The organism is Campylobacter sp. MIT 97-5078, assembly GCF_006864455.1.
Classification (GTDB): domain Bacteria; phylum Campylobacterota; class Campylobacteria; order Campylobacterales; family Campylobacteraceae; genus Campylobacter_D.
Genome location: NZ_QHLK01000002.1, coordinates 109,822 through 135,945, shown reverse-complemented (window position 1 = coordinate 135,945; position 26,124 = coordinate 109,822). Strand labels below are relative to the sequence as shown.

The window sequence follows — 26,124 nt, the reverse complement described above, 5'->3', positions numbered from 1 at the left end:
TATGCAAGCTATATTTGATGCTCATATTCACCTTTGGAATTTAGATAAGCTTGATATTTCTTGGCTTGAAAATGATGAGAGTTTAAAGCAGGACTTTGAATTTAAAGACTTGCAAAAAGAGTATCAAGATTTTCATTTTCTAGGTGGCTTGTATATTGAAGTAAATAGTGATGATAAGGCTAAGGAAGCTTTATTTGCCCTCGAACTTCAAAGGCTTTATAAGCTTGAGCTTTGTTTGGCTGATCTAGTTTGTAAAGAAAAAATTTGTGCCTTTAGAGAGGTAATGCATACCAGTAAAAATGGGGCTAAAAGGCTTTTTGATGAAGATTTTAAGGCTATAGCTTTAAAGCTTATTGAGCATGATTTAGCCTTTGAAGCTTGTATAAAGAGTGAGGATTTGGCTTTACTCATAGAGTTTTTAAAGCAAAATCCTGAACTTAAAGTGGTTTTAAATCATTTAGGAAGCTTAGGACTAAATGATCTTAAAATCTATGAAGAAAATTTAAAAGCTTTAGCAAGCTTTTCTAAGGTATATGTAAAAATTTCAGCCCTAGATGAGTTTTGCAAAGATACTCCAAAGGATTTTATCTTTAAGCTCTTTCATCTTGCAAAAAAGCATTTTGGCGAGCAAAGATTGATTTATGGCAGCAATTATCCAGTAGCTAAGCTAAGTCCTAAAGAATGGATTTGTTTGATTAAGCAAAGCAAGGTTTTTGAGGACTTAGATGCTTTATTTTATAAAAATGCTTTAAGAGTATATAAAGGAAAATAATATGCAAAGATATGGACAAATCATTAAGATTAAAAAAGAAAAAGAAGCTGAATATAAAGCCTTGCACAAAAAGCCTAGTAAGGGAGTTTGTGAGATGATTAAGCAGTGTAATATACAAAATTATTCTATCTATCTTTTTGGGGAATTTTTATTTGCGTATTTTGAGTATGTGGGTAAAGATTTTAAGGCTGATATGCAAAAAATGGCAAACGATAGCAATACTCAACAATGGTGGAAGCTTACTGATCCTTGTCAAATTTCACTAGGCAAAGCCGGAGAAAAATGGCTTGATATGGAAGAGGTTTTTCATTTAGATTAAACAAATTTTAAAGGAGAAAAAATGAAACAATATTTAAATTTCATTGATGGGGAATTTATCCCTCACAAAGGTGAGTTTATCAAGGTTTTTAATCCAGCTACAAAAGAGCTTATTTCAGAAGTAGCTAGTGCTAGTCTTGAAGATACAAAAAGAGCTATTGAAGCAGCAAAAAAAGCTCAAAAGTCTTGGGAGGCAAAGCCGGCTATTGAGAGGGCAGGCTATCTTAGAGAAATTGCCCAGCTTATTAGAAAAAACGCCCAGTTTTTAAGTGAAGTATTAATGCAAGAGCAAGGAAAGACTAAGGCTTTAGCAAGGATTGAGATTGATTTTACGGCTGATTATATGGATTATATGGCTGAGTGGGCAAGACGTTATGAGGGCGAGATTATACAAAGTGATAGGGCAAATGAGCATATTTATTTATATAAAACTGCCATTGGTGTAGTGAGTGGAATTTTACCTTGGAATTTCCCTTTCTTTCTTATCGCAAGAAAAATGGCTCCAGCCTTACTTACAGGAAATACCATTATCATCAAGCCAAGCAGTCAAACCCCAAATAATGCCTTTGAATTTGCCAAACTTGTAGCACAAAGTTCTTTACCAAAAGGAGTATTTAATCTTATAGCAGGTAAGGCAGACTTAGTAGGCACAGAGCTTTCAAGTAATGAAAACATAGGCTTAGTAAGCCTTACAGGAAGCGTTGAAGCTGGGGTAAAAGTTATGCAAGCTGCAGCTTCTAATATCATCAAAGTTTCTTTAGAACTTGGAGGAAAAGCTCCTGCTATAGTGTGTAAGGATGCTGATATTGATCTCGCTGTAAAAGCCATAAAAGCAAGTAGGATTTGCAATAACGGACAGGTGTGTAATTGTGCTGAAAGAGCTTATATCCATAAAAACGTGTATGATGAGTTTGTGGATAAATTTACAAAGGCTATGAGTGAGGTTAGTGTTGGTAATACCATGAAAGGCGATTTTGACATGGGACCTCTTGTTAATCAAGCAGGAGTAGATAATGCTCTAGCCATGCTTGATAGGGCTGTTAAAAAAGGAGCACGTATAGAATGCGGCGGTAAGATAAGTGATACAAGCGGATACTTTTTCCCGGCCACAGTTTTAACAGGGGTAAAACACGAAGATGAGATTATGCAAAAAGAAATTTTTGCCCCTATCTTGCCTATAGTAAAATTTGATAATCTAAGCGAGGCTATAGATATGGCAAATGATTGTGAATATGGACTTACAAGCTCTATATATACTCAAAATTTAGACTATGCCATGAGGGCAAGCAGGGAGCTTAAATTTGGTGAAACCTATATCAATAGAGAAAATTTTGAAGCCATGCAAGGCTTTCATGCAGGTTTTAGAAAAAGCGGTATAGGTGGGGCTGATGGCAAACATGGACTTGAAGAATACCTTGCTACTCATGTAGTTTATCTTGAATACAATACAAATAAAGAATAGCACAAAAAAACCAAGAAAAAACTTGGCTTTAACCTAATTCTAAGCAAAACTTAGCTATTATCCAAAGTTTATTTTAGCTTAATGAAAGGAATTACAAGTGCCAACCATAAATCAATTGGTTCGTAAAGAACGCAAAAAAGTTTTGGAAAAGTCCAAATCTCCAGCGTTAAAGAATTGTCCGCAAAGAAGAGGAGTTTGCACTAGGGTATATACAACAACGCCTAAAAAACCAAACTCAGCTTTAAGAAAAGTTGCCAAAGTTAGGCTTACAAGTGGTTTTGAGGTTATCTCTTACATAGGTGGTGAAGGACACAACCTCCAAGAACACAGCATAGTGTTAGTGCGTGGTGGTAGGGTTAAAGACTTACCGGGTGTGAAGTATCACATAGTGCGTGGTGCACTTGATACTGCAGGAGTTGCAAAAAGAACAGTTTCTCGTTCTAAATACGGGGCTAAAAAACCTAAAGCCAGTGCTGCAAAGTCTTAAAGCAAAAGCTGAATTTAAAGACAAAGTAGCTAACACAGACAAAGCCTTGTTTTGCTTTTGTTTGAGTAAAATTTTATATTTGAAGGAAAAATGATGAGAAGAAGAAAAGCTCCGGTAAGGGAAGTCTTACCTGATCCGATTTATGGAAATAAAGTAATTACAAAATTCATTAACTCTTTAATGTATGATGGTAAAAAAAGCACTGCTACAAGTATAATGTATGGAGCTATTGATGCTATCGACAAAAAAAATCAAGAAAAAAAAGGTATTGAAATTTTCAACGACGCTATAGAAAATATCAAGCCTATCTTAGAAGTAAAATCGCGTCGCGTTGGAGGGGCTACTTATCAAGTGCCTGTTGAGGTTCGCCCTGCTAGACAACAAGCCCTAGCCATACGCTGGATCATTTCTTTTGCAAGAAAAAGAAGTGAAAGAACTATGATAGATAAGCTAGCAGGTGAGTTACTTGACGCTGCAAACTCAAAGGGTGCTTCATTTAAGAAAAAAGAAGATACTTACAAAATGGCTGAAGCAAATAAAGCATTTGCTCACTACCGCTGGTAAGAAAGGATAAAAAATGTCGCGATCTACACCACTTAAAAAGGTGCGAAACATAGGAATAGCCGCTCACATAGACGCAGGCAAAACCACTACAAGTGAAAGGATACTTTTCTTTACTGGAATGAGTCATAAAATAGGCGAGGTGCACGATGGAGCTGCAACTATGGACTGGATGGAGCAAGAAAAAGAAAGAGGTATCACCATCACTTCAGCCGCTACTACTTGTTTTTGGGGTGGTTATCAAATCAATCTCATAGACACTCCAGGACACGTTGATTTTACCATAGAAGTTGAACGTTCTATGCGTGTTTTAGATGGTGCTGTGGCAGTATTTTGCTCAGTTGGTGGAGTACAACCTCAAAGTGAAACTGTTTGGAGACAAGCCAATAAATATGGCGTTCCAAGGATAATTTTTGTCAATAAAATGGATAGAATAGGTGCAAATTTCTACAATGTAGAAGATCAAGTAAAAAATCGCCTAAAAGCTAATCCTGTGCCTATTCAAATTCCAATTGGTGCTGAAGATGACTTTAAGGGCGTGATTGATCTAGTTACTATGAAAGCTTTGGTTTGGGAAGATGATACGAAGCCAACTGATTATGTAGAAAAAGAAATTCCAGCCGAGCTTAAAGAAAAGGCTGAAGAATACCGAACTAAGATGATAGAAGCAGTCAGTGAAACAAGTGATGAACTTATGGAAAAATACTTAGGCGGAGAGGATTTAAGCGAGGAAGAAATTAGAGCTGGCATAAAAGCAGGTTGCTTAAGCCTTAGTCTTGTACCTATGCTTTGTGGAACAGCCTTTAAAAATAAAGGCGTGCAACCCTTACTTGATGCTGTAGTGGCGTATTTACCAGCTCCTGATGAAGTAGCAAATATCAAAGGCGAGTATGAAGATGGTAGTGAAACTTCAGTAAAAAGCACAGATGATGGCGAATTTGCAGGACTTGCCTTTAAAATCATGACTGATCCTTTTGTAGGACAACTTACCTTTGTGCGTGTGTATAGAGGAAGCCTAGAAAGTGGCTCTTATGCACATAATTCAACCAAGGACAAAAAAGAAAGAATAGGACGTTTGCTTAAAATGCACTCAAACAAAAGAGAAGAAATTAAGGTGCTTTATGCAGGCGAGATTGGTGCTGTAGTTGGGCTTAAAGATACCCTAACAGGAGATACGCTAGCCAGTGAAAAAGACAAGGTTATACTAGAGAAAATGGACTTTCCAGACCCAGTTATCAGCGTAGCTGTTGAGCCAAAAACTAAGGCTGATCAAGAAAAAATGTCTATAGCTCTTAGCAAACTTGCTCAAGAAGATCCAAGTTTTAGGGTAAATACTGATGAAGAAAGCGGACAAACCATCATTTCAGGTATGGGCGAGCTTCACCTTGAAATCATCGTAGATAGAATGCTTCGTGAGTTTAAAGTAGAAGCTGAAGTAGGACAACCTCAAGTTGCTTATAGAGAAACCATAAGAAAAAGCGTAGAACAAGAATACAAATACGCCAAACAATCAGGCGGACGCGGACAATACGGACATGTATTCTTAAGGCTTGAGCCTTTAGAACCGGGCAGTGGATATGAATTTGTCAATGACATCAAAGGCGGTGTGATACCAAAAGAATATATCCCAGCTGTTGATAAGGGCATACAAGAAGCCTTGCAAAATGGTGTTTTAGCTGGCTATCCAGTTGAAGATGTCAAAGTTACTGTGTATGATGGAAGCTATCATGAGGTAGATTCTTCAGAAATGGCATTTAAACTTGCTGCTTCTATGGGCTTTAAAGAAGGAGCTAGAAAAGCAGGTGCTGTGATACTTGAACCTATGATGAAGGTTGAAGTTGAAACCCCAGAAGAGTATATGGGCGATGTTATAGGTGATTTAAACAAAAGACGCGGACAGGTAAATTCAATGGATGAAAGAGGTGGTAATAAAATCATCACAGCCTTTTGTCCTCTAGCTGAAATGTTTGGCTACTCAACTGACTTGCGTTCTCAAACCCAAGGACGTGCTACTTATAGTATGGAATTTGATCATTATGATGAAGTGCCAAAAAATGTCTCTGAAGAGATTATCAAAAAAAGAAATGGCTAAATAAGCCTTTTAATCCTAGCTTGTTTTTCAAGCTGGGATATCCCAAACCACTTTTGTTTTTTAGCTCTAAAAGCCAAAAGTCCCCGTAGCTCAGCAGGATAGAGCGCAAAATTCCTAATTTTGAGGTCGTGAGTTCGAATCTCGCCGAGGACACCACTTCGGATTTGTATTTCTTTTGTTTTTAAAATTTTGGCTGTAAAATTCACTTTTTTTTTAGCTTGATTCTTTTAATAAACCTTACAAAAACTAAGCAAAAAGCATTTATTTTCACACTACAAAGTCTTTTTGCTTTTCCATTAAGACTTAAAAACTTTGATTTGAATCAAGGCTGATATTTTTATCTTTAAGCTGAAGCGTTTTTGGTAAAGCTTCATAGCTTGGTAGCTCTAAAGCCTTAGGATCAATGGTATCTACATTTAAACTTTGCGTGTCAGTATCTGGCACTAAAAGCGAGCTTGGATCACTTAGGGCTTTAATTTCTGGGACTTTAAGATCAAAAGTGCTTGTATTTTTTTCTTCATCTTTTTTGATGATTTTTTCTGCGGTTTCTTTTTGTTCATCGCTTGCTTCAGTATCCTTTAAAAAGCTTTTAAGCTCTTCTATATCAAATTTTTCTATACCTTTTAAGGCTAAGATATACACACCATCGATCTCGAGCTTGTATTTTTTATTAATAAAGTTTTGCAAAGTATCTTTAAATCTTAGTTTGCCAAGTTCGGTAAAAAGGTCTTCATAAAAAAAACTTGAAATGATAATATTGCTCGCATCAGTAATCTTGCTTTCATTTTCCTTCACATTTTTGCCCTCAAATTCAAGGCTAATTTGCACCTTTTTAAGTGTATTTTTGCCTGCCTTGCTATAAATTTCGGTGCGTAAATTTTCTACTTTTAAACTTTGGCTTAACACAAATAAAGGTAGTAATAAAAACAAAATTATCTTTTTCATTCAACTTCCTTTTCAAGATCGATAAAATCAGCTTTTTTATAAAAATCAAGGGCATTTTGATCAAGCTTTAAAGCCTTAATAAAATGAGCCTTAAAGTCTTTACCCTCATACACAAGCTTTAAGCTTTGTGGCTGGCTTGTTCTTGAAAGCGCTACATAAAGCTGTGCATTTTCAAAAATCAAGCCCATATCACACACTAAACGTGCTATACTCATACCCTGAGCCTTATGAATAGTAATAGCATAAGCAAGTTTAATGGGAAACTGACTCACACTTGCAAGCACCTTGTTATCATCGCTTAAATCCTCAAGAGTAAAGCTATATCGATCAAGAGAGATTAATTCACCATTATCCTTTTCAACCTCGATTAAATCCTTACCTTGTTCATTTACAAAAGCACTTACCTTACCTTGCTCGCCGTTAAAATACCCTGCTTCGTAATTATTGATACAAAATATAATTTTTGCTCCCACTTTAAGCTTTAAATTTTCACTCACATTAAGACTTTTTTGCCATTTTTCAAAACTAAGCTCGTCTAAATTTATATCATTTTTTACAGCTAAAGCCTTAAATTCAAAAAGCTCGCCTTCAAGTTTATTTAATTTTTCATTATTGATAAGCTCGGCTTTTTTATTTGTAGAGCAAAGCAAGGTAAAATCATCATCTATCTTAGAAAGCTCCTTTTTTGTGATCAGTAAATTTTCAAAATAAATCAAAAGCTCCTCATTAACCCTGCCCTGCCTTAAATTTGAAAGGTATTCATAAAAAAGCAGATCATTTGTTCGTTTTGCACTCTTTAAAAAGACATTTTTAAAAGCAAAATCCGCCCAAGAAAGTGAAGAAAAGGCATAATATGCCCCAGCAAAAAGGCTTTTTTCGCTCATTTGCTCTTTTTTAAGCACAGGAGGAAGCTGCAAAAAATCCCCTACAACTAAAATCTTACCTTGAAATTGACTATTTCTTAAGCGAAAAGCAAGCAATTCAAACACTTCAGCACTCACCATAGAAATTTCATCAATGATAAGCAAGTCAAGATTTTTAAGGATTTTTTGAAGCTTAACAAGCTTTTCTTTTTGCTTTTTATCAAGCTTTAAAAGCTCATCTAAGGTATTGCAAACGCCTAAGGCAAAGAAGCTGTGTAAAGTAACACCGCTGATATTAAAGGCCGAAATGGCTGTTGAGCCAAGTGCGATGACATTTTTGCCACTAAGTTTTAAATCCTTTTTTAAGGCACTTACAAGATGAGACTTGCCAACGCCAGCTCCACCGCTTAAAAAAACATTATCATTTTGTAAAATCTGCTCGAGATAATTTACCATTTTCATTCTATAATTATAGCTATTTTTATGAATTTAAGGTTAAATAATGCGTTTTTTTCTTATATTTTTCTTATATTTTTTTCTTGCGTGCAGTAGCAAAAACAAAAATATTCAAAGCTCTAGTATAAAAAATACCCAAAACCTTGAAGCACAATTTTATGCAAGCTTAGAACTTAAGCAAAGTATAAGCGAATTAAGCGAACTAAAACAAAGCAAAAAAACCTCTGCAAAAGCTTATAAAGACAAGTTTTTCTACGCTTGGCATACAAAAGCTAAGATACAAAATGCACAGGATATATTTTGGTCTTTTGGGGCTTATCTTAATCCAAATAAAAATTATTATTTTTTTAATAAAAAACCTATAGACAAAGCGTATTTTAAGGCTCTCATAGACAATGGCAACGAAAAAGATTTTTTAAAACTTAAACAAAAGGCTTTAGTCATAGAAAATAGCTTTTTAAGAAATATCCCCACTCAAACAGCCATTTTGCAAAATCCTTTTAAAGATGGCGAGGGCGTGCCATTTGATTACTCGCTTGATGGCGTTTTAAATGTGGGTTCGCCTGTGCTGATCTCTCATTACAGCAAAGACAAACGTTATGCTTTTGTCTTAGCAGAAAGTGGCTGGGGCTTTGTTGAGGTTAAGAATTTAACACATTTTGATGATAGAAGAGCCAAAACTTATGAAAATTTAAATTTCGTTACACCGATCAAAGAGCGAACAAGCGTTTATGATGAAAAGGGTAAATTTGCTTTTGAGGCAAGGATTGGAGCGATTTATCCATATTATGCTGAAAAAAAGGGGTATTTTTTAAGCAAAATTGGGGACAAAAAAGTAAAGCTTAGTAAAAATTACTTTAGTCCTTTCCCTTTGTATTTTAATGATAAAAACCTCAAAACCCTTTTAGCTCAACTTTTAAGTCGTCCGTATGGTTGGGGCGGATATGATCTTGAAAGGGATTGTTCTTTATTTATAAGAGATATTTTTGCAAGCTTTGGGGTGCATTTACCGCGAAATTCAAGGGCACAAAGCAAGGCTTTAAAAAACTTTGACATAAGCTTTTTAAGCAATAAACAAAAACAAGTTTTTATTACCAAATTTGCTAAACCTTATGAAAGTTTGCTTGGACTTAAAGGACATATTATGCTTTATGTAGGGAAGTTGCAAGATCAAAACGCAGTTATTCACGCTGTTTGGGGCGTTCGCACCAAAGATGATGGCAGACTTTTAATCGCTCAAACTGCTATAACCTCACTTAATATAGGCAAGCATGATGCTCGGGTAAATACTGAAGATTTGCTCATTTCTAAGATTGATTTGATAAGTTTTATAAGTTTAAGCGAGTCCCAAAGTAAGCAAATAAGTGAGTATTTAAGTCAGTTTAAGTAAAAACACAATTCAAGGAAAAAAATGAAAATAAAGTATTACTTTACTTTTTATTCCATCTTGCTTTTGCACAAGATAAAACTGAGGATTTTGGGAATTTTGAGCTTGACTTAAGCACTTATCTTTTTACGCTTTAATAAGAAAACATTGATACAAAATACCTATTGTAGAAGCACTTTAAATTCAAAACTCGCTCAAGATGATTTGCAAAAAAATTAGCCAATGTGCTTGTTGAACTAGGAATGGATAGGCGATGATATTAAATACACAAGTTTTTGAATGTATGATGAGTATATACATTTTTTTGGCTTTTCGCGAGCTTATCAAAGTCAAGATAATATCTTTATACCAAAGTCAAAATCAAACCCTTTGTTAAAAAATCAAGCTTTTTATAAGGAATTTTAGATACGAGCAAAGCTAAAATTTTATTTTTTCTTCATTTTTTTGCATTATGAAAATAAGCGTGAAATTTAAACAAGCTTAAACAAATTTATGTTAATATAAGTGCAGAAATTTTTCAAGGAAAAAAATGCAAAAAATCAAAGACTGGATTTTAAAAAAACTTTTTAAGGTATCAAATCAGTCTGTAAATTTGCTTGATTTGCTTGAAGCAAATGCTTTGTATAATGAAGAAATATCCATTGATCCAGCAAAACTTCATTTTAAATTTCAAGAATTTAATGCCTACCTAATCTTTGCTGTGCTGTGTGCAATCGTGCTTGTGCCACTCATACTTTTAACGCATTCTGGTTTTCAAATCGTTGATTTTCATTTTAGCATCATCAGTGCCATTGGTGTTACAGCTGCTATTTTTATTTTTTTTGATATGTTTAAAATTTACGCACGAAAAAGCATGACAAAAAAACTCATTAAAAAGGCTTGGAACGAACATTTTCCTTGCTTTGAATATGAAAAATATTCAAAACTTCTTGAAGAAATTTATCACAAACTCCCAAAACACATGATCTCAAAACCAAATTTAGAAAGCTATGTTTTAGAACAAATCATACAAAATGAACAAAAAGAATAAATCATTCTAAATAATCTAAAATTTGATTTTGAAAACGCATATTTTCAAGCCCTCTTTTAAGCTCTTTATTTTCTTCATTTAAAACACTTTCCTGATTACGCAAAGTGCCTATTTCTCTACTTAAATAATAAATATTATTTCGTATATAAATTTGTGGGATAAACACAACGCAAGTAAAAAAGATCAACAAAAAAGCAAATAAAAGCTGGTTGAAATTGAGGTTTTTTTCTTCTTGCGTAGCTTCTTTAAAGCCCTCAAGAAGCGTATTTTTAGTATGCGAGCTATTTTCTTGCTCAAGCGGTGAAAAAGCATATGTGCTTTTGACTTGTTCTAAACTTTGATCGTTTGTATTAATATGCGTTTGTTTTGAATTGAGTATTTGACTTGAAGCTTTTGTCTGTTTTAAAGAATCAACTTGAGCTTGCAAATTTGTTTGATTTTTTTCATCATTTGGAAGTTTTGTTTGTTGCAAATTTGGGCTTTTGATATGATTTGAATTTGGTGATTGGCTTAAGTTTTTTTGCGTTTGTAAGTTTAAATTTGTGAGTTTTTCTTTTTTGTTTGGTGCTTGCAGGGTATTTATTTGATGGGTATGAATTTGCTTTATAGTGGTTTGCTGAATGCTTGTTTTTGCTTTTTTATCGCCAAAAAAAATTATACCTTGCAAGAGCTTATTTTTTTCTTTTTTGCTCTGTTTTTGGATATTTTGTTTTTCTGAATTTGTTCTTTTATTTTCACTTGTTTGCTTGATATTTTTGTTCTTTTTTTGTTTGAACTTGGCTAAAAATGCAAAGCCAAATTTCTTTTTTTCTTCAAGCTTGACATTGATTAAATCCTCTTTAAGATAAATACTGCCTTTTGTTTTTGGCTCTAAAAAATCCTGATCAAAAAAATCAAAGCTTTGTTTTTTGTTTTTATTTAGTCTGCGTTTGAGTATATCATCATCTTGTGGCATTTGTTCAACTTTAGCCCTTACTCTGCCCTCTTTTACAGCTCTTGAGTATCGAAGCATTTTTTCGCGTATATTTTGGCGTTCTTTTAAAAAATCATCATCTAGCATTTTTCACCTTAATCAAAATAAAAAGCTCTCATTTTAGCACAACTTGAACGAGAATTTGCTCTTTTTTCAGCCTCACTTGCCACAATAGGTTTTTTACTAAGCACTCTACCCAAACTATGGTTTGCTCCACACTCACATTTTAAAGCCCTTTCATCGCAAATACACGCACGGGCAAAGTCTTTAAAAGCATTTTTTACCAAAGCATCTTCTAAAGAATGAAAGCTGATAATAGCAAGTATGCAATTTTGAAGCACTTTGCAAGCATGTAAAAACTGCCTTAACGCCTCTAATTCACCATTAACCTCAATGCGAATGGCTTGAAAAACAAGCACAGCTTTTGATACTCTTCTGCCATTCACACTTTGTGTGCCGATGATTTGGGCAAGTTCCTTAGCTGAATTTATAGGCTTTTTTGCTCTTTGTGTGCAAATTTTTTCAGCCAAAACTCTTGCATCTTTAAGCTCTGCAAATTCCTTAAAAATATGCTCTAATTGAGCTGGCGTATATGAATTTACAAGCTCATATGCACTCAAGTTTTGCTCTTGATTCATACGCATATCAAGATAGTTTGAATGCACGCTAAAGCCTCTTTCATCTTTATCCAAATGCAAAGATGAAACCCCTATATCAGCAAGCACACCCCTTATCTGTATAAGTTCATCGTAAGAAAGTTTGCTTAAAATTTCTTTAAAATCACTTTTGATCAAACGCACTCTTGAGCCAAATTCTTGCAAATTTTGCCTTGAAAAGTTCAATGCCTCATCATCTTTATCGCAAGCAATTAATCTTAGATTTTCATGGGCTTTTAAAATAGCCTTACTATGTCCGCCAAAACCCAAAGTGCAGTCTAAAAATATCCCTTCATCAAGTCCTTCAAATACCTTTAAAACTTCAGTTTGCAAAACAGGGATATGGACAGCTTGCAATTTTAAACCTTTGTTATCTTTACTTTTTGTAATGATAGCAAAACAAAGATAAAATACACACATAAATATCTTGAAAATTTGCAATTTTTAAACTCAAATTAAACACTTATAGGGTAGAATAAGGCTTTATTTGACACAAATTTTTAGGAATAATAAATGATTACTTGGATGCAAAGGCATAAAAAATGGCTTATTATTACGACATGGATAAGTGCGATTGCTTTTATTGGAGCAAGTGCAGTAAGCTGGGGAAGTGTGGATTTAAATTTCAACAGAAATACTTCTGTAGCAAAAGTTGGCGATGAAAAAATAAGCTTTGTTGAGTTTAATCAAAGATTTAATCAAATTTTTACTTATTTTAACCAAATCAGCAATGGCACACTCACAGAAGCTAAAGCAAAAGAACAAGGACTTGATACGCTAGCTTTGCAAAGCCTCATTGAAGATAAATTACTCGTTTCTTTTGCAAAAACACTCGGTTTAAGTGTGAGTGAGGACGAAATTTTAAACCTTTTAATCTCTAATGAAAGCTTCTGGGATAACAATAAAGGCTTTGATAAAAATATATATTATAATATACTTGCACAAAATAATATCAAAACAAGTCAATACGAAGATATGCTCGCAAGCGATATCTTGCTTCGCAAACTTAGCGTGCTTTTTAATCTACCCGTGAAAGAAGAAGAGTTGAAGATGCTTGCTTCAAATTATTTTATGCAAGATGTTTTAAGTGTAGAACCTTTCAAAGCCAAAAATGTCAAAATCGATATCAATGAAACTAAACTTGAAGCACTTTGGCAAGGGATGAAAGAGGACTTTAAAACTGAAAAAAGGTATTTTATCTCAAGCTATTTTATCCCTTTAGAAAAACACGAATTTAGTGAGGCTGAGTTACAAGCATACTATGACAAAAATAAGCAAAATTATACTGATTTTAGTGGCAAAATTTTAAGTTTTCAAGAAGCTCAAGAAGAGCTCAAAAAAGACTTGGGACTTGATAAACTTAAAGATGAAGCTAATCAAAAATACCTCGCTTTAAGCAAAAAAGAACTTGACTTTCAAAAAGAACTTAACCTTAGCCAAACAGATATTTACTATCCTTTAGAATTGCTTGAAAAAACAAACGCTGGTGGTGTGCTTAAACCTTTTAAATTTGAAAATGGCTATATGATAGTAAGATTAAACGCTTACGAAGGTGTGCGAACAAAAAGTTTTAAAGAAGCAAGGGATCAAGTTTTGCCGATCTATAAAGAGCAAGAAAGAAAAGCAGAACTTGAAAAACAAGCCAAGGAGGCTTTAAATAGTTTTAAAGGTAAAAACATAGGCTCGGTAAGTAGAGACTCTTTAAGAAATCCCGAGCGTGTCAATGAGAACGTGATGAATGATGCTGAATTTAGCCTTTTTTTAATGAATGTGTTTAATTCAGATCAAAACAAATCCTTTGTTTTGCTTGATGATAAAGCAATTTTATATGAGATTAAAGCACAAAATTTACTCAACAACTCAAAACTTAACGAATACAAAACAACCTTGGAACAAGAAGCTAAAAATGCCAAAGCAAGCGAGTTAAGACAAGAATTACTTGCTGAACTTCGCAAAAGATATGCGGTGGAAATTTATTATAAAGGGAATATAAATTGAATATTTTAGGAATTGATCTAGGCTCAACGCAAACTTGTGCGATACTAGCACAAAAAGATGAAGAAGGGCTTAAGATAATAGGTTTTGGAAAAGCTAAAACTCAAGGCGTAAAAAAAGGTGCAATCACCAATATAGAGCTTTCTTCAAAGTCCATAGAACAAGCCGTTAGAAATGCTCAAATGATGAGCGGTGTGCATTATGATAAGGTTGTTGTTTCTATATCTGGTTCTTATGCTAAAAGCGTTGATAGCATAGGCGTTGCAAATATACCAGATCACGAGATCAGCATAAAAGAAATTCACCGAGCCGTAAGCACTGCAAAACTTACTGCAAATATACCAAGTGGCTATGAAATCATTCATGTTTTACCTTATAATTTCAAAGTTGATGATTTAGAACATGTTGATGATCCCTTAGGAATGAGTGGCAATCGCTTAGAAGTAGCTACTCATATCATCATTTCGCAAGAAGCCCATATTAAAAATCTAAAAAAGGCTGTTGAGTTAGCTGATCTAAGAGTTGATAACTTCGTGCTTTCAGGCTATGCTTCGGCTATTTCTTGTCTTGATGAAAGTGAAAAAGAACTTGGAGCTGTGCTTGTGGATATGGGTGGAGCAATTTGTGATATAGTTGTTCATATGGGCAATTCAGTGCGGGCAAATGAATGCCTACCTATAGGATCAAATAATATCACTCAAGATTTATCCATCGCCTTGCATACACCTTTAAAAGAAGCCGAAAAGATCAAGCTCAATTACGCAAATCTCTCTAAACAGCCAAATACCCTTATACAAGTGCCTTCTATGGGTGATGAAAAAAGAGTTAATGAATACAAGCTTGAAGTTATTTCAAATGTCATTTACGCAAGAGCTGAAGAAACTTTGATGATCTTAGCAAAAATGTTAAGTGAAAATCCTTACGCAAATAGCTCTGGTGCAGGCATAGTGCTTACCGGGGGTATGACAAAGCTGGCAAGTATTGATGAACTGACTTCTGCAATGTTTGATAACAAATCCGTGCGTGTAGCAAGTGCGAGAAAAGACCTTATTTCTGGTTTTGCTGAAATTTTTTCAGACCCTGAAAATACTTGTGCTATAGGACTTTGCTTATATGGGGCTGGGTATTTTACACCTTATGAGCTTGATTCAAATCAAAAACTACGTTATAAAGGCGAACTTGAGCTTTACAATGCACCAATTAAGCAAGAGCTTGTTTTGGTCGAAGAAGATGATGAAAGAAAAAGCGAATTTGTAGATGAAAATTTACAAGAAAATGATACAATAGCAATTAAGGATCATTTGGATTTAAGAACAACAAAAGGCAAAAAGACTGATGGTTTGTTGTCTCGTTTGTGGGATAAATTAACAAACCAATTTTAATTGAGGAGCGGATTATGAGTGAATTTACGGTTGAAGAAATGCAACACGCAAAGGGTGCAAAGATCAAAATTATAGGTTGCGGTGGTGGTGGTGGCAATATGATCAACCATATGATGAATATGGGTTTAAACAACCTTGATCTTATCGTAGCTAATACAGATGGACAAGCACTTACCAAATCTTTAGCCAAAACCAAAATTCAACTTGGAGAAAAAACCACAAGAGGGCTCGGAGCTGGTGGCGATCCGGATGTGGGAGCTGAAAGTGCAAAAGAAAACTTTGAAGAGATTAAAGCCGCTCTTGATCAAAGTGATATCGTCTTTATAGCCTCTGGTTTTGGCGGTGGCACAGGCACAGGGGCTACTCCTATCGTGGCTAGAGCCGCTAAAGAAGTAGGTGCTTTAACTGTATCTGTTATCACTATGCCTTTTGCTTTTGAAGGGGCAAAAAAGAAAAAATTTGCTGAAACCGGCTTAGCAGAACTCAAAAAAGAAAGCGATTCTATACTTGTCATTCAAAATGAAAAAGTCAAAAACCTCATCGATAAAAAAGCCTCAGCAAGAGAAGTGTATGCACTCATCGATGATGTTTTAGCTCGTGCAGTTAAAGGTATGGTATCAATCTTGCTTGATAATGGGCGCGTGAATGTTGATTTTGCTGATATTAAAACCATAATGAGCCATAGAGGCTTAGCTTTAATGGGTATGGGTTCTGCACAGGGTGAAAATGCGGCTATGGAAGCTCTTGCAAATGCTCTTGAATCCCCTTTACTTGATGGGCTTAATGTCAAAAATGCTAAAGGACTTATCTTGAATTTTAAACACCATCCGAGTTTTTCTTTCTTGCAAATAGATGGTGCGGCTCAAAGCTTAGCAGAATCACTTGGCAGTGATGTAAGCTATAAATATGGCTACTATGAAGATGAAAGTATGGAAGAAGATATGGTTGAAGTAACTATCATCGCTACTGGCTTTGAATACCAAGATCAGCATGGAAAAATAGATCCTGCCGCAACAAACAAGGAAAGTGAAAATAAAAAAACTCCTTATGTTGGACTTGGTATGACAGGAACTTTTAATAATGATGAGATTATCACTCATTTAGAAGTGCCAACTTGGATTCGCAAACAAATGGATTAAAATAACAAAGCAAGCCTCTTTAGGCTTTTGCTTTGTTGTGTTTTGCAAGTTATTTTTAATATTCAAATCAAGCTTTCTTATGCATACAAAAACTCAAGTATATGAGTTAAAAAAAATACAAAAGTTTCAAATTTGTAAAAAAAAAGCTAAAAGACTGATCAATTTGAAAATGCCTCACAAAGTTTAAGATACACTTCTTTTAAGTCCCTACTGCAAACCCTTGTTTGTCCTATGGTTGTGATGAAATTTGTGTCACCATTCCACCTTGGCACAAGATGGTAATGGCAATGCATACTTATGCCAGCTCCTGCTTGCTCGCCTAAGTTCATACCTATATTTACGCCTTTTGCATGAAAACTTTCTTTTAGGATTTTCACCCCTTCACGCACTTTTTCACTCATCTCCTGCCAAATTTCAAGTTCTAAATTTTCGATATGTTCTTCGTGTGTATAAGGGATAATCATAAAATGTCCGGGCGAATATGGATATAAATTCATCACGCCAAAGCAATACTTCGCCCTAAAAAATACGCCCAATTCCTCATCACTTTTAAGCTTTTTACTCGCTACACAAAAAGGACAAATACTCTTATCTTCCTCAAAATACTGCCACCTCCAAGGTGCATATAAGTGCTGCATTTTCACTCCTTTTTACCACTTTACTGCCCGATCAAGCTTTTTAACGTCAGCTTTTCATTAGCCTGTCTCATAAAATACTCACCCATCAAAAAGGCATTTACTCCTATTTCTTGTAGTTCTAAAAGTATCTTTTTGCTGTTTAAACCACTTTCAGCTACGATAAATTTATCCTTTGGCATAAAGGCTACAAGCTCTTCACACAGCCTCATATTCATCGTAAAATCATTTAAATTTCTATGATTAATACCAATGATATTTGCACCTACAAACAACGCTTTTTCCAAGTCTTCTTTGTTATGCACCTCAAACAAAACCTCTAAATTTAAAGACTTTGCAAACTCATACAAGCTTTTAAGTTCATTTTTATCGAGCATTTTAGCGATCAATAAAATAAAGTCTGCCCCAAAAGCTTTAGCTTCAAGTATTTGATACTCATCAAAAATAAAATCTTTTCTCAATAAAGGCAAGGATACTTTTTGGGCAATTTGTTCTAAATACTCAAGCGAGCCTTTGAAATAATGAGGCTCTGTTAAAACCGAAATCCCACACGCTCCTGCTACTTCATAATTTAAGGCGATTTGAAGTGGTTTAAAATCAGCTCTTATCACACCTTTGCTTGGGCTTGCTTTTTTTACCTCAGCAATGATTTGAATTTTTTTTGTGTCCTTGCTAAAAAAAGCAAAAAAGTCTTTTGCTTTATGAGCCAATGCCTTTTTTTCAAGCTCTATTAAGCTTACACTTTTTTTTCTTAGCTCTAAATCCTGTTTTGTTTTTTTAAAAATATCTTCTAAAATCATTTTTTCTCCTCTTGCAAGCATTTTTGAATGGCTTTGATATGTGCTTTTGACTCTGCTGAATCAATAAATTCTTTATCGTGCATGGTTTTAAGTATAAGCTCCCAAGCCTTTTGGCACTGATTTTGCTTATAATACCCCCAAGCTAAAGAGTCTATAAAAAATAAATTATTATTTTCAAGCTTCAAAGCCCTTTGCACAAGCTCTATACCTTTTTGAATGTCCTTATCATAATCGATAAGTAAATATCCATAATAATTTAAAAATAAAGCCTCGCTTGTTTCATCAATACCTTCTTCAAATTTTGCAATTACAGATTTAAGCACCTTTTCATCGACTTTTTTTGCCTTTAAAGCAAGTTCAAATTCAATCGTTGCAGCAATGAGTAAAAATCTTTTATTTTTAGTTTTTGCATACAATTTTAAAGCAAAACGATACGCTTCTTGATCTTTTTTTAAAGCAGAAAAAAGCGAAAAGGCAAAGTTTTCATCAAGTTTATACGCAAGGGTTAGATTAAGGGCTTCTTGATATTTTTTATCTTGATAAAGCAAACGCACACTATTATCAAGATAAACTTTATTTTGCGTAAGCTTATAAAGTTTAAAAAGCAAGTTTTGTAATTTTTCTTTTTCGCCAAGTTCATTATACATATTTGCAAGCAAAGAACAAATTTTTAAAGAACAACCCGCTTTTGATACAAAGCTCTCAAGTTCTTTTTTTGCATTTTGTTTTTGCCCTAAAATAAGCTCATTATTAGCGATTTTAAGGCTTAAATTCTCATTTGGATCCAACTCTTCTTTAAGATATTTTTTTGCGAGATAATAATTTTGCAAAGAAATAGCAAATTGTCTATTTTGAGCATAAATATCACCCAAAAGCTCATAATTTCTAAAGTCCTTATCTCTTAAAATAAGCTCTTTAAGCAATTTTTCAGCACTTTTAGTATCTTGTTTTTGTATATGATAAAGCACGCCTAAACGCACTAAATCAGGGCTTTGATCAAAATAAGGCTTTGCAAGCTCATACAACTCATCTTTTTTATCAAGATTATTAAAAATACTGATCATAAAGGCATTTTCGATAAGTTTTTTATCTTTATACTCAGCAAGAAGCTCTAAAAACATATCTCTGGACTTTAAAGCTTCGCCCATTTCATTATAAGTTATTGCTTCTAAAAGCTTAAAGTCAAGGCTTTGTTGCTTTGTATCAAGAACATAAGGGCTTGAAAAAGACGAAGTTTTTACGACACAAGCACTGAAATTTACAAGCAATAACGCTAAAAATATATACCTATACATTCGTTTTTTAATTCCTCTTTGTGTTTTTTAAAATAATCCCAAAAGGGAAAAGTCTTACATTGCTTTGGACGAAGCTCGTAAATACTGCAATTTTTCTTTTCTTGATCAAAAAAAATACACGCAAAACCATTCTCAAATTCACATTCTTTAAAACTATACCTTAGCCCCACTTTTCGCAAATATGTTTTTATAAATTCTTCTTTTTCAAGCCCTAAAAAAGCTCTTATAGCTTCTAGCTCTTCAAAGCTTGCAAAGATATTGCCACTTTCGCCAATACAGCATTTACCACCACAAGCCGTGCAAGCCTTTTCATCAAAGCAAAAGTCAAAACCTTGTTTATATATCATCGCTTTTTATCCTTATATTTGCTTGTAAAGCTTTCATCTGTGGGCTTAAAAGGGCATTTTCATACATAAAAAAAGGGGCTAAAAAGGCACAAGGTGCTTTTGAGCCTTTTCTAGCTTCAATCAAAAGCAATCTTGCTTTATCATCTTTACTCTTATGCACGCTTTGAATTTGACTTAAGCTTAACTTAAACTCGCTCAAACGCTGCACGATCTCAGCCAAAGCCAAACTCTCATAACAAAAATACAATTTACCCTGAGGCTTTAAAGCAAGACTTGCTTGATGAATGAAGTCTTTTAAGCTTAAGCTATCTTGAAATTTAGCTATATTTTTATGTTCATCTTGCGATCGTAGAGCTTTAGAACTATAAAATGGCGGATTTGAAACGATAACATCAAATGCCTGCCTTTGCGTAAATTCCTTAAAATCCACACAGCTTATCTTAGCTTCAAGCTCGTTTTGCTCTGCATTTTTCCTTGCTAAAGCACAATTTTGCTCTAAAATATCAAGCAAGACAAGCTTGATTTGTGGCACAAAAGCTTTGAGCATCAAACCTATGATCCCACACCCACAACCCATATCTAAAAGCCTACCTTTAGGCTTTTGTTTTAACACAAAATCAAATAAAAGCAAAGAATCACTATTATAACGATAACCTTGTTTGAATTGAGAAAAAACAAGCTCTTGCAAGGCTTATGCTTTCATATTTTTAAAAACTAAAGAGCAAATTTTAAAGCAAGGCATATTTTAAAACCTCATCAAAGTTCTTTACTGGGATAATCTCAAGATTTTGCTTTACCTCATCTGGAATTTCTTTTAAATCCCTTTCATAGTTTTTTTGTGGGATTAAAGCCGTTTTTATCTCTGCTTTATAAGCAGCGATGAGTTTTTCTTTAAGCCCGCCAATTGGCAAAACTTTACCCATAAGATCAAGTTCACCTGTCATAGCTACGTTTGAACGCACCTTTCTTTGGCTAAATACGCTTGCTAAAGCTACACACATGGTTATACCCGCACTTGGTCCATCTTTTGGAGTTGCTCCATCTGGAACATGTAGGTGGATGTTGTATTGATCATAAACATTTTCTTTTAGCTTGTAAAAAAGCTTTTTAGGCACTTTAAGCTTATTTTCATCGATTAAAACCTTCACTACGCTAAAAGCTATGCGCGCACTTTCTTTCATTACATCGCCTAATGAACCAGTAAGCACAAGCTCGCCCTTACCTTTGATCTTAATAGCTTCGATTTTAAGCACATCTCCACCCACAGCCGTCCAAGCAAGTCCATTGACTTGTCCGATCTCATCTTTTCCATTTTGTTTTTCGATCTCATAGACTTTTTTATCTAAAAAAGCATTTAAATTCTTAGCTGTGATGCTGATCTTTTTATTTTCTTCAAGTAAAAGTTTTTTTGCTGCTTTGCGACATAGCTCAGCTATTTTTCGCCTTAGTGTTCTTACCCCTGATTCTCTTGTATATTCGCTAATCATCAGTTCAGTTACTTCTTTACTAATGCTTAATTCTGTGCTTTTTAAGCCATGTTTTTTAAGTTCATCAGGGATAAGATAGTTTTTAGCTATAGCAAATTTTTCACTTGGAGTGTAAGAACTAAGCTCTATAAACTCCATTCTATCTCTTAAAGGTGCTGGAATTTGGCTAATATCGTTTGCTGTAGCGATAAAGATGATCTTGCTTAAATCTATATTGAAATTCAAATAATAATCCCTAAATTTAACATTTTGTTCTGGGTCAAGTATTTCTAAAAGGGCTGCACTTGGATCGCCTCTAAAGCTTCTGTTGATCTTATCGATTTCATCAAGCACGACAACTGGATTGATCTGCTTTGCCTCTATAAGCCCTTGCACTATGCGTCCGGGCATGGCTCCTATATAAGTTCTTCTATGTCCTCTTAACTCATTTACATCCTCAAGTCCGCCCAAAGCTATACGTATAAGCTCTCGTTTTAAAGCCTTAGCTACTGAGTTTGCAAGGCTCGTTTTACCAACACCAGGAGGTCCATACAAACACAAAATTACCTTAGCCCCGTCCTTATCAGCAATCCCTCTTTTTTCCAAAAGTTCACGCACAGCAAAATACTCTTCTATTCTTTCTTTTGGCTTATCTAGAGCGTAATGATCTTTATTGAGCTGTTTATGCACTTCTTTGATATCAAGCTTTTTTTTTGCTAGCTTTTCAAAAGGCACTTCAAGAGCTGTTTCTATATAGGTTTGAAGCATACTTGCTTCTGAGTTATCTTGATGAATGCGTTCAAATTTTTCGATTTGCTTTTTGATTTCTTTATAGGCTTCTTCATATATGAATTTTTTCTTCGCCTCAAGCTTGGTATGATAATCCCTAGCTTCGTCCTCTTTTTGTGCGTCAAAACCAAGCTCTTTTTGAATTTGTCTTAATTGCTCTTTTAAAAAATACTCTTTATTGACTTTATCGATCTTTGAATGCACCTTACTTTTGATCTCTTTTTGAAGCTTGTTTGTTTCTATTTCTTCAGCGATTAAAGCGATGAGTCTAAGCATTTTTTGCTCTAAATCAACCTCTATAAAAAATTCATACGCCGTTTGTTTTTTAATGCGTATAGTATTTAAGATAAGATCGCAAATTCTTGCACTATCAATGCCTTCTTCTATACTTCTTAACAAATCAGGACTAAAATAATGGCTCATTGAAGCTAAGGCACGCACTTTTTCTTTTAAAACAGCAAGTAAGGCTTCGTTTTTACTGACTTCTGGGATTTTTTGTTGGATCAAATCAACTTCAGCCGTTAAAGGCTTTTGTCCGCTTTGTTTGATGATCTTACCCTTAGCATAACCTTGAAAAAGGATTTTTATGCGTCCATCAGGTAAAGGCACTTTACGCATAATCGTACCTATAACCCCACAATCATAAATTTCATTAAAGGTTCTTGCACCTTCAAATTGAGAAGGAGCGACAAAGATCATACTTTCATTTTTAAGTGCAAGCTCAAGAGCTTTGATATTGTCAATATCGCTTAAAAAAATCGGCGTTATCATAAAAGGATATAAAAAAAGTTCATCTTCAACCAAAACAGGAAGTTTGGCTGGGTAGTTTTGCACCATTTGCATTATCGTTTTTCCTTATTCAAAAATTCGTCTATACCAAGCAACTTTAGCCTTAATCATAGGCACATCGTTAAATTCAGACTCTTGCAATCTTTGCTGATAAACTTCATAGCTTTGTTCTCTATCCGTGCGTTTGTAAAGGCTGGCTATGTTTTCATCTAAAGCAAAAATGGCAAGGTTAAATTTCGTAAGCATGGTTTGCACCAAAGGAGCATACTCAGTTTGTGGATAAGTCTTTGAAAATGTAGCGATTTGATCCCTGCCAGCTAACAAAAGAGCTTGTTCTCTGTTTGGCTGAGCAAAGGCTTCAAATTTAGCCTTAATTTGCAAATAACGGATAAAATCAAGATTTTGAGAATTCCCAAATTTTTTCGCATTTTCTTCCAAATAAAAATCAGCAAGTTTATATTCTTCTTCTTCAATATGCATTTGAGCTAATATAAGCTGTATAGGCTCTAGCAAAGCATCAGCACTATGCTCGCTCGCCATAGAAGTATAATGTTCGTCAGCTTTTTCAAGATCATTATCCTGTATATCTTTGATGATTTGTTCGTGCCACTGCAAGGCACTTAGGTTGTAAAGTTCATCATTTCTCGTGCTACATGCTAAAAATAAAAAACTTACACTTAAGAAAAAAAGAAGTCGTGTTTTCATAAAAATTTACCTAAATATTTTGTATTTTATTTGATTTTTTCAAAATTATAGTAAAAAAAAATAAATAATTTAGTTTTTTGGAACCCCTTTTGCTTATTTTATGGTAGAATTCTTAAATGAATTCTAAATCAAAAAAACAAAGGATGCAAAGATGAACCTTGCTGTAAAATGCCCTATATTAGGGTTTGAAGAAACTAAAACTATGGAATTCAAGCCAGTAGATGAGCTTTTTGCCGAGCTTAAAAGTCTAGATGGAAGAGACTTTAAATTCGTTCTTGTCAATGCTCAAGTGATCCGCCCTGGCTATGACTTTGAAGTGCCAACGTATTATCAAGAATTGCTTGATTTAAATGCTGATTCAAAAAGAGAAGCTTATATCATCATGGCTATGCACAAGGATTTAAGCGAATCAAGTTTAAATTTCCTTGCTCCTATCGTGATCAATTGGGATAATAACTCCTTAGCTCAAGTGATCTTAGATTCAGCAACTTATCCGGAATATTTTCAAGCGGATAAAATTTCAAATTATGTAAAGAAAGATTAAAACCCTTGAAAGAGCTTTTTATCCTTGCAAGCGGAACTATGGCTAGAGCTCTTGCAAATGGGCTAAAAGATAAGTATAAGATCAGCTTCGTAGGACGCAACATTACTCAGCTTGAAGCCCTAAAACACGATGGTTTTAACACGATTTTGTATGAAGACTTTAACTTAGAAGGCAAGGACATTATACTTGCTTTTAAGCCTTATGCCCTAGATGAAGTCTCAAACAAACTTAAAGCTAAGGCTCGCTTGCTTATATCTGTGCTTGCAAACACCGATCTTAAGAGTTTAGAAGTGATAAAAGCGGATAATTACGCACGCATAATGCCAAACATCGCAGCTACTTTTAAGGCTTCGACTACGCCTTTTATTTGCAAGAATGAACTTTTTAAAGATGAAATTATAACCATTTTACAAAGCTTTGGACAGGCTTTTGAGCTTGAAAAAGAAAGTCAAATGAATGCAGCCATGGCACTAAGTGGTTGTGCTCCAGCCTTTTTGGCAATGGTAGCTGAAAGTATGAGCAATGCTGGTGTATATGAGGGCTTAAGTGTTGATTTAAGTTCAAAGCTTATGAAAGCAACTTTTCAAAGTTTTTCTGCTCTTGTGCAAGATATACACCCAGCTCTCATTAAAGAGCAAATTTGTTCCCCCGGTGGTGTTACGATCAAAGGCGTGCGTGCTTTAGAAGATAAAAACCTTCGCTCAGCTTTTTTTAAAGCTATTCACGCAAGCGCAAATAATCTTAATGACTAGGGCATTCTCCTTACTTGAAAGCGTTTTTGCCCTACTTGTTTTAGCCCTAATTTTTTCTTTTGCTTATTTTGCCTTAAACCAAATTCTTAAAAATCAAAACATCTCTTTGCAAAGCTTATATGAAGCTCAAAAAGAGCTTAAAAACGCTCCTTTAAAGCCATTGCGTTTAAAACCTGACGAACTTCTTGAGCTTGAATTTAAAGAAAAAACAAGTTCAAACTCAACCTTTAAACTTAAAAGTTTAAAGCCAGCACATAGACATTATGAGGCAGAATTTAAAGATGAAAAAAGCTTTTAGTCTCTTTGAATGCTTACTGGTGCTTGTTTTATCTTGTGCATTTGCATTTATTATTTTTCAACCCTTACAAAATCTTTTTTCTTTGTATTCATCACAGCAAAGTCAAAAAGCTTTAGAGCTTCACTCAAGCTTTACATTCATAGAAAAACTTTTAAGACGTTGTATCAAACTTCAAATTTCTTCTCAAAACATATCTTGTCTTTTAGAGGATAAAAACAATATCCTATTACAACGTTCTTTACACACTTTTATTGGTAGTTCAGGACTTTTACTTCAGGATCAAAACAAAAGCTTTTATGCTCCTAAAAGCCATTTTATTCACGAAATCGTAAGCAATAATAAAAAAATACAAGTTGGCGTTTTAGCCCAACAACTCGCCCTTAGAAACCAAAAAAATCATTTTTTATACCTTTACAACCTTGAAACAAAGCAGATTTATGAGCTTGAAGTTTTAAGTGATACAGAACTTAAATTTAGTCAAAATACTGAATTTAAGGGCTTTTATAAACTTGTTGAAGCAAATATACTCATTAGTTTTCAACAAAACTCGCTTAGCTACGAGTACACAGCTTATTCAAGCACAAAATCTCAAAAAGCCATTCTTTTAGAAGAAGTGCAAAGCTTTGCTATCAGCCAAAATGCTTCAACTTATACCATGAAAATCTGTCTTTTTGATAAAACAAAGCCTATTTGCTTAGAAAAAGAGCTTTTGCTATGAAAAAAGCTTATATTTTACTTGCTAGCCTTGCCTTACTCGCCTTTTTTAGCTTTACTATCATCTTTTATCTCAAGCAAACAAGCTACACGCCAAAAAGGTTAAAAGATGCTATTTTACACACTCAAGCTCAAATTCTCTTGCAAGACTTTAAAGAGCTTTCAAAACTTTTTTTGTATGAAGCCAAACTTCAAGGCAAAGACTGCCTTGAAAGTGTGAGTTTAAACTACCCAAATCCAAATGATTTTATCGTTATTAGGTATTTTTACCCATTAGGCAAATGTGAGAATTTTAAGCTTACTCAGCTTAATACAGACGCAAATTTAAGCAAAGATAAACTCATCATCGCTCACATCAACATACTCTTAAACAGTCAAAAGGTTGTTAATGATGAAATTTTTATTCAAGATACTTTCACATTGTATCCAAAGTGAGAATTGACTTGAAAATTTCAAAGTCAATTGTGAGTTC

Annotated in this window: 26 protein-coding genes, 1 tRNA gene and 1 pseudogene; 17 read left to right on the top strand and 11 right to left on the bottom strand. The window is 34.3% G+C overall.

Annotated features, from left to right (window positions below; genetic code table 11):
* Position 1 precedes the first annotated feature (1 nt).
* From DMB91_RS01935 to DMB91_RS01905, 7 genes are all read left to right on the top strand, one after another.
* On the top strand, positions 2–772 hold the full coding sequence (locus tag DMB91_RS01935) for an amidohydrolase family protein (RefSeq protein WP_081946921.1): 771 nt from the start codon (positions 2–4) through the stop codon (positions 770–772).
* Position 773: 1 nt separating this feature from the next.
* Positions 774–1,091 (top strand): L-rhamnose mutarotase, encoded by a 318-nt coding sequence (locus tag DMB91_RS01930; RefSeq protein WP_034905172.1) that lies wholly within the window; start codon positions 774–776, stop codon positions 1,089–1,091.
* 21 nt (positions 1,092–1,112) lie between these two features.
* Positions 1,113–2,552 (top strand): aldehyde dehydrogenase, encoded by a 1,440-nt coding sequence (gene aldA, locus DMB91_RS01925; RefSeq protein WP_034905174.1) that lies wholly within the window; start codon positions 1,113–1,115, stop codon positions 2,550–2,552.
* Positions 2,553–2,649: 97 nt separating this feature from the next.
* The gene (gene rpsL, locus DMB91_RS01920) at positions 2,650–3,039 is read left to right on the top strand and encodes a 30S ribosomal protein S12 (protein WP_034905177.1); all 390 of its coding nucleotides are present in this window, start codon (positions 2,650–2,652) and stop codon (positions 3,037–3,039) included.
* 93 nt (positions 3,040–3,132) lie between these two features.
* Positions 3,133–3,603, top strand: a complete 471-nt coding sequence (gene rpsG / locus DMB91_RS01915) for a 30S ribosomal protein S7 (protein ID WP_034905180.1) — start codon at positions 3,133–3,135, stop codon at positions 3,601–3,603.
* Positions 3,604–3,616: 13 nt separating this feature from the next.
* Entirely contained in the window at positions 3,617–5,692 is a 2,076-nt protein-coding gene (fusA, locus tag DMB91_RS01910) for an elongation factor G (RefSeq protein WP_034905182.1), read from the top strand.
* Between the two features lie 79 nt (positions 5,693–5,771).
* Positions 5,772–5,848 (top strand) — tRNA-Arg (locus tag DMB91_RS01905).
* A gap of 147 nt (positions 5,849–5,995) precedes the next feature.
* Here DMB91_RS01905 and DMB91_RS01900 read toward each other — a convergent pair.
* Positions 5,996–6,637, bottom strand: a complete 642-nt coding sequence (locus DMB91_RS01900) for a flagellar basal body-associated FliL family protein (RefSeq protein WP_052043210.1) — start codon at positions 6,635–6,637, stop codon at positions 5,996–5,998.
* Positions 6,634–7,956, bottom strand: a complete 1,323-nt coding sequence (locus DMB91_RS01895; protein WP_034905184.1) for an ATP-dependent RecD-like DNA helicase — start codon at positions 7,954–7,956, stop codon at positions 6,634–6,636. Before DMB91_RS01895 ends, DMB91_RS01900 begins: the two co-directional genes overlap by 4 nt.
* 46 nt (positions 7,957–8,002) lie before the next feature.
* Between DMB91_RS01895 and DMB91_RS01890 the strand changes: the two genes are divergently transcribed.
* Together DMB91_RS01890 and DMB91_RS01885 are read left to right on the top strand one after the other, a co-directional pair.
* Positions 8,003–9,346, top strand: a complete 1,344-nt coding sequence (locus DMB91_RS01890) for an SH3 domain-containing C40 family peptidase (RefSeq protein WP_034905187.1) — start codon at positions 8,003–8,005, stop codon at positions 9,344–9,346.
* Between the two features lie 526 nt (positions 9,347–9,872).
* Complete coding sequence (locus tag DMB91_RS01885; protein WP_034905188.1) at positions 9,873–10,373, top strand: hypothetical protein; 501 nt, start codon at positions 9,873–9,875, stop codon at positions 10,371–10,373.
* 1 nt (position 10,374) lies between these two features.
* On the opposite strand, the pseudogene DMB91_RS09270 reads toward DMB91_RS01885, so the two are convergent.
* Positions 10,375–10,644, bottom strand: a pseudogene (locus DMB91_RS09270) (hypothetical protein); the annotation flags it as partial.
* A gap of 797 nt (positions 10,645–11,441) precedes the next feature.
* The gene (gene rsmH, locus DMB91_RS01875; protein WP_034905234.1) at positions 11,442–12,359 is read right to left on the bottom strand and encodes a 16S rRNA (cytosine(1402)-N(4))-methyltransferase RsmH; all 918 of its coding nucleotides are present in this window, start codon (positions 12,357–12,359) and stop codon (positions 11,442–11,444) included.
* 156 nt (positions 12,360–12,515) lie between these two features.
* Here rsmH and DMB91_RS01870 point away from each other — a divergent pair, with 156 nt between their 5' ends.
* The 3 genes from DMB91_RS01870 to ftsZ are packed head-to-tail and all read left to right on the top strand — an operon-like array spanning position 12,516 to position 16,518.
* Positions 12,516–14,000, top strand: a complete 1,485-nt coding sequence (locus tag DMB91_RS01870) for a peptidylprolyl isomerase (RefSeq protein WP_034905193.1) — start codon at positions 12,516–12,518, stop codon at positions 13,998–14,000.
* A complete protein-coding gene (gene ftsA, locus DMB91_RS01865; RefSeq protein WP_034905195.1) occupies positions 13,997–15,379 on the top strand; it encodes a cell division protein FtsA in 1,383 nt (460 codons plus the stop codon). Before DMB91_RS01870 ends, ftsA begins: the two co-directional genes overlap by 4 nt.
* A gap of 14 nt (positions 15,380–15,393) precedes the next feature.
* Positions 15,394–16,518: a cell division protein FtsZ gene (gene ftsZ, locus DMB91_RS01860; protein WP_034905198.1), complete on the top strand. Its 1,125-nt coding sequence runs from the start codon at positions 15,394–15,396 to the stop codon at positions 16,516–16,518.
* Positions 16,519–16,676: 158 nt separating this feature from the next.
* On the opposite strand, the gene DMB91_RS01855 is transcribed toward ftsZ, so the two are convergent.
* From DMB91_RS01855 to bamD, 7 genes are read right to left on the bottom strand one after another with little or no spacing between them, the layout of a single operon-like run.
* Entirely contained in the window at positions 16,677–17,156 is a 480-nt protein-coding gene (locus DMB91_RS01855; RefSeq protein WP_034905201.1) for an HIT family protein, read from the bottom strand.
* Between the two features lie 20 nt (positions 17,157–17,176).
* The gene (gene trpC, locus DMB91_RS01850; RefSeq protein ID WP_034905236.1) at positions 17,177–17,953 is read right to left on the bottom strand and encodes an indole-3-glycerol phosphate synthase TrpC; all 777 of its coding nucleotides are present in this window, start codon (positions 17,951–17,953) and stop codon (positions 17,177–17,179) included.
* Positions 17,950–19,248 (bottom strand): tetratricopeptide repeat protein, encoded by a 1,299-nt coding sequence (locus DMB91_RS01845; RefSeq protein ID WP_034905203.1) that lies wholly within the window; start codon positions 19,246–19,248, stop codon positions 17,950–17,952. The genes trpC and DMB91_RS01845 overlap by 4 nt, the downstream gene beginning before the upstream one ends.
* Positions 19,227–19,595: a YkgJ family cysteine cluster protein gene (locus tag DMB91_RS01840; RefSeq protein ID WP_034905205.1), complete on the bottom strand. Its 369-nt coding sequence runs from the start codon at positions 19,593–19,595 to the stop codon at positions 19,227–19,229. Before DMB91_RS01840 ends, DMB91_RS01845 begins: the two co-directional genes overlap by 22 nt.
* Complete coding sequence (locus tag DMB91_RS01835) at positions 19,585–20,283, bottom strand: tRNA1(Val) (adenine(37)-N6)-methyltransferase (RefSeq protein ID WP_034905208.1); 699 nt, start codon at positions 20,281–20,283, stop codon at positions 19,585–19,587. The genes DMB91_RS01840 and DMB91_RS01835 overlap by 11 nt, the downstream gene beginning before the upstream one ends.
* Positions 20,284–20,323: 40 nt before the next feature.
* Positions 20,324–22,693 carry an endopeptidase La gene (gene lon / locus DMB91_RS01830; protein ID WP_034905210.1) on the bottom strand — a complete coding sequence of 790 codons (2,370 nt, stop codon included), beginning with the start codon at positions 22,691–22,693 and terminating at the stop codon, positions 20,324–20,326.
* Between the two features lie 12 nt (positions 22,694–22,705).
* Positions 22,706–23,344, bottom strand: coding sequence for an outer membrane protein assembly factor BamD (gene bamD / locus DMB91_RS01825; RefSeq protein WP_034905212.1), 639 nt, complete (start codon positions 23,342–23,344; stop codon positions 22,706–22,708).
* Positions 23,345–23,495: 151 nt separating this feature from the next.
* On the opposite strand from bamD, the gene fliW reads away from it, so the two are divergent.
* Genes fliW through DMB91_RS01800 form a run of 5 tightly spaced genes read left to right on the top strand, consistent with a single transcriptional unit; the run spans position 23,496 to position 26,087 of the window.
* Positions 23,496–23,888, top strand: coding sequence for a flagellar assembly protein FliW (gene fliW, locus DMB91_RS01820; RefSeq protein ID WP_034905213.1), 393 nt, complete (start codon positions 23,496–23,498; stop codon positions 23,886–23,888).
* 5 nt (positions 23,889–23,893) lie between these two features.
* Positions 23,894–24,640 (top strand): pyrroline-5-carboxylate reductase, encoded by a 747-nt coding sequence (locus tag DMB91_RS01815; protein WP_081946922.1) that lies wholly within the window; start codon positions 23,894–23,896, stop codon positions 24,638–24,640.
* A complete protein-coding gene (locus DMB91_RS01810) occupies positions 24,633–24,938 on the top strand; it encodes a type II secretion system protein J (protein WP_034905216.1) in 306 nt (101 codons plus the stop codon). The genes DMB91_RS01815 and DMB91_RS01810 overlap by 8 nt, the downstream gene beginning before the upstream one ends.
* Positions 24,922–25,656 carry a hypothetical protein gene (locus DMB91_RS01805; RefSeq protein WP_034905218.1) on the top strand — a complete coding sequence of 245 codons (735 nt, stop codon included), beginning with the start codon at positions 24,922–24,924 and terminating at the stop codon, positions 25,654–25,656. The genes DMB91_RS01810 and DMB91_RS01805 overlap by 17 nt, the downstream gene beginning before the upstream one ends.
* Entirely contained in the window at positions 25,653–26,087 is a 435-nt protein-coding gene (locus DMB91_RS01800; RefSeq protein WP_034905220.1) for a hypothetical protein, read from the top strand. Before DMB91_RS01805 ends, DMB91_RS01800 begins: the two co-directional genes overlap by 4 nt.
* Positions 26,088–26,124: the final 37 nt, after the last annotated feature.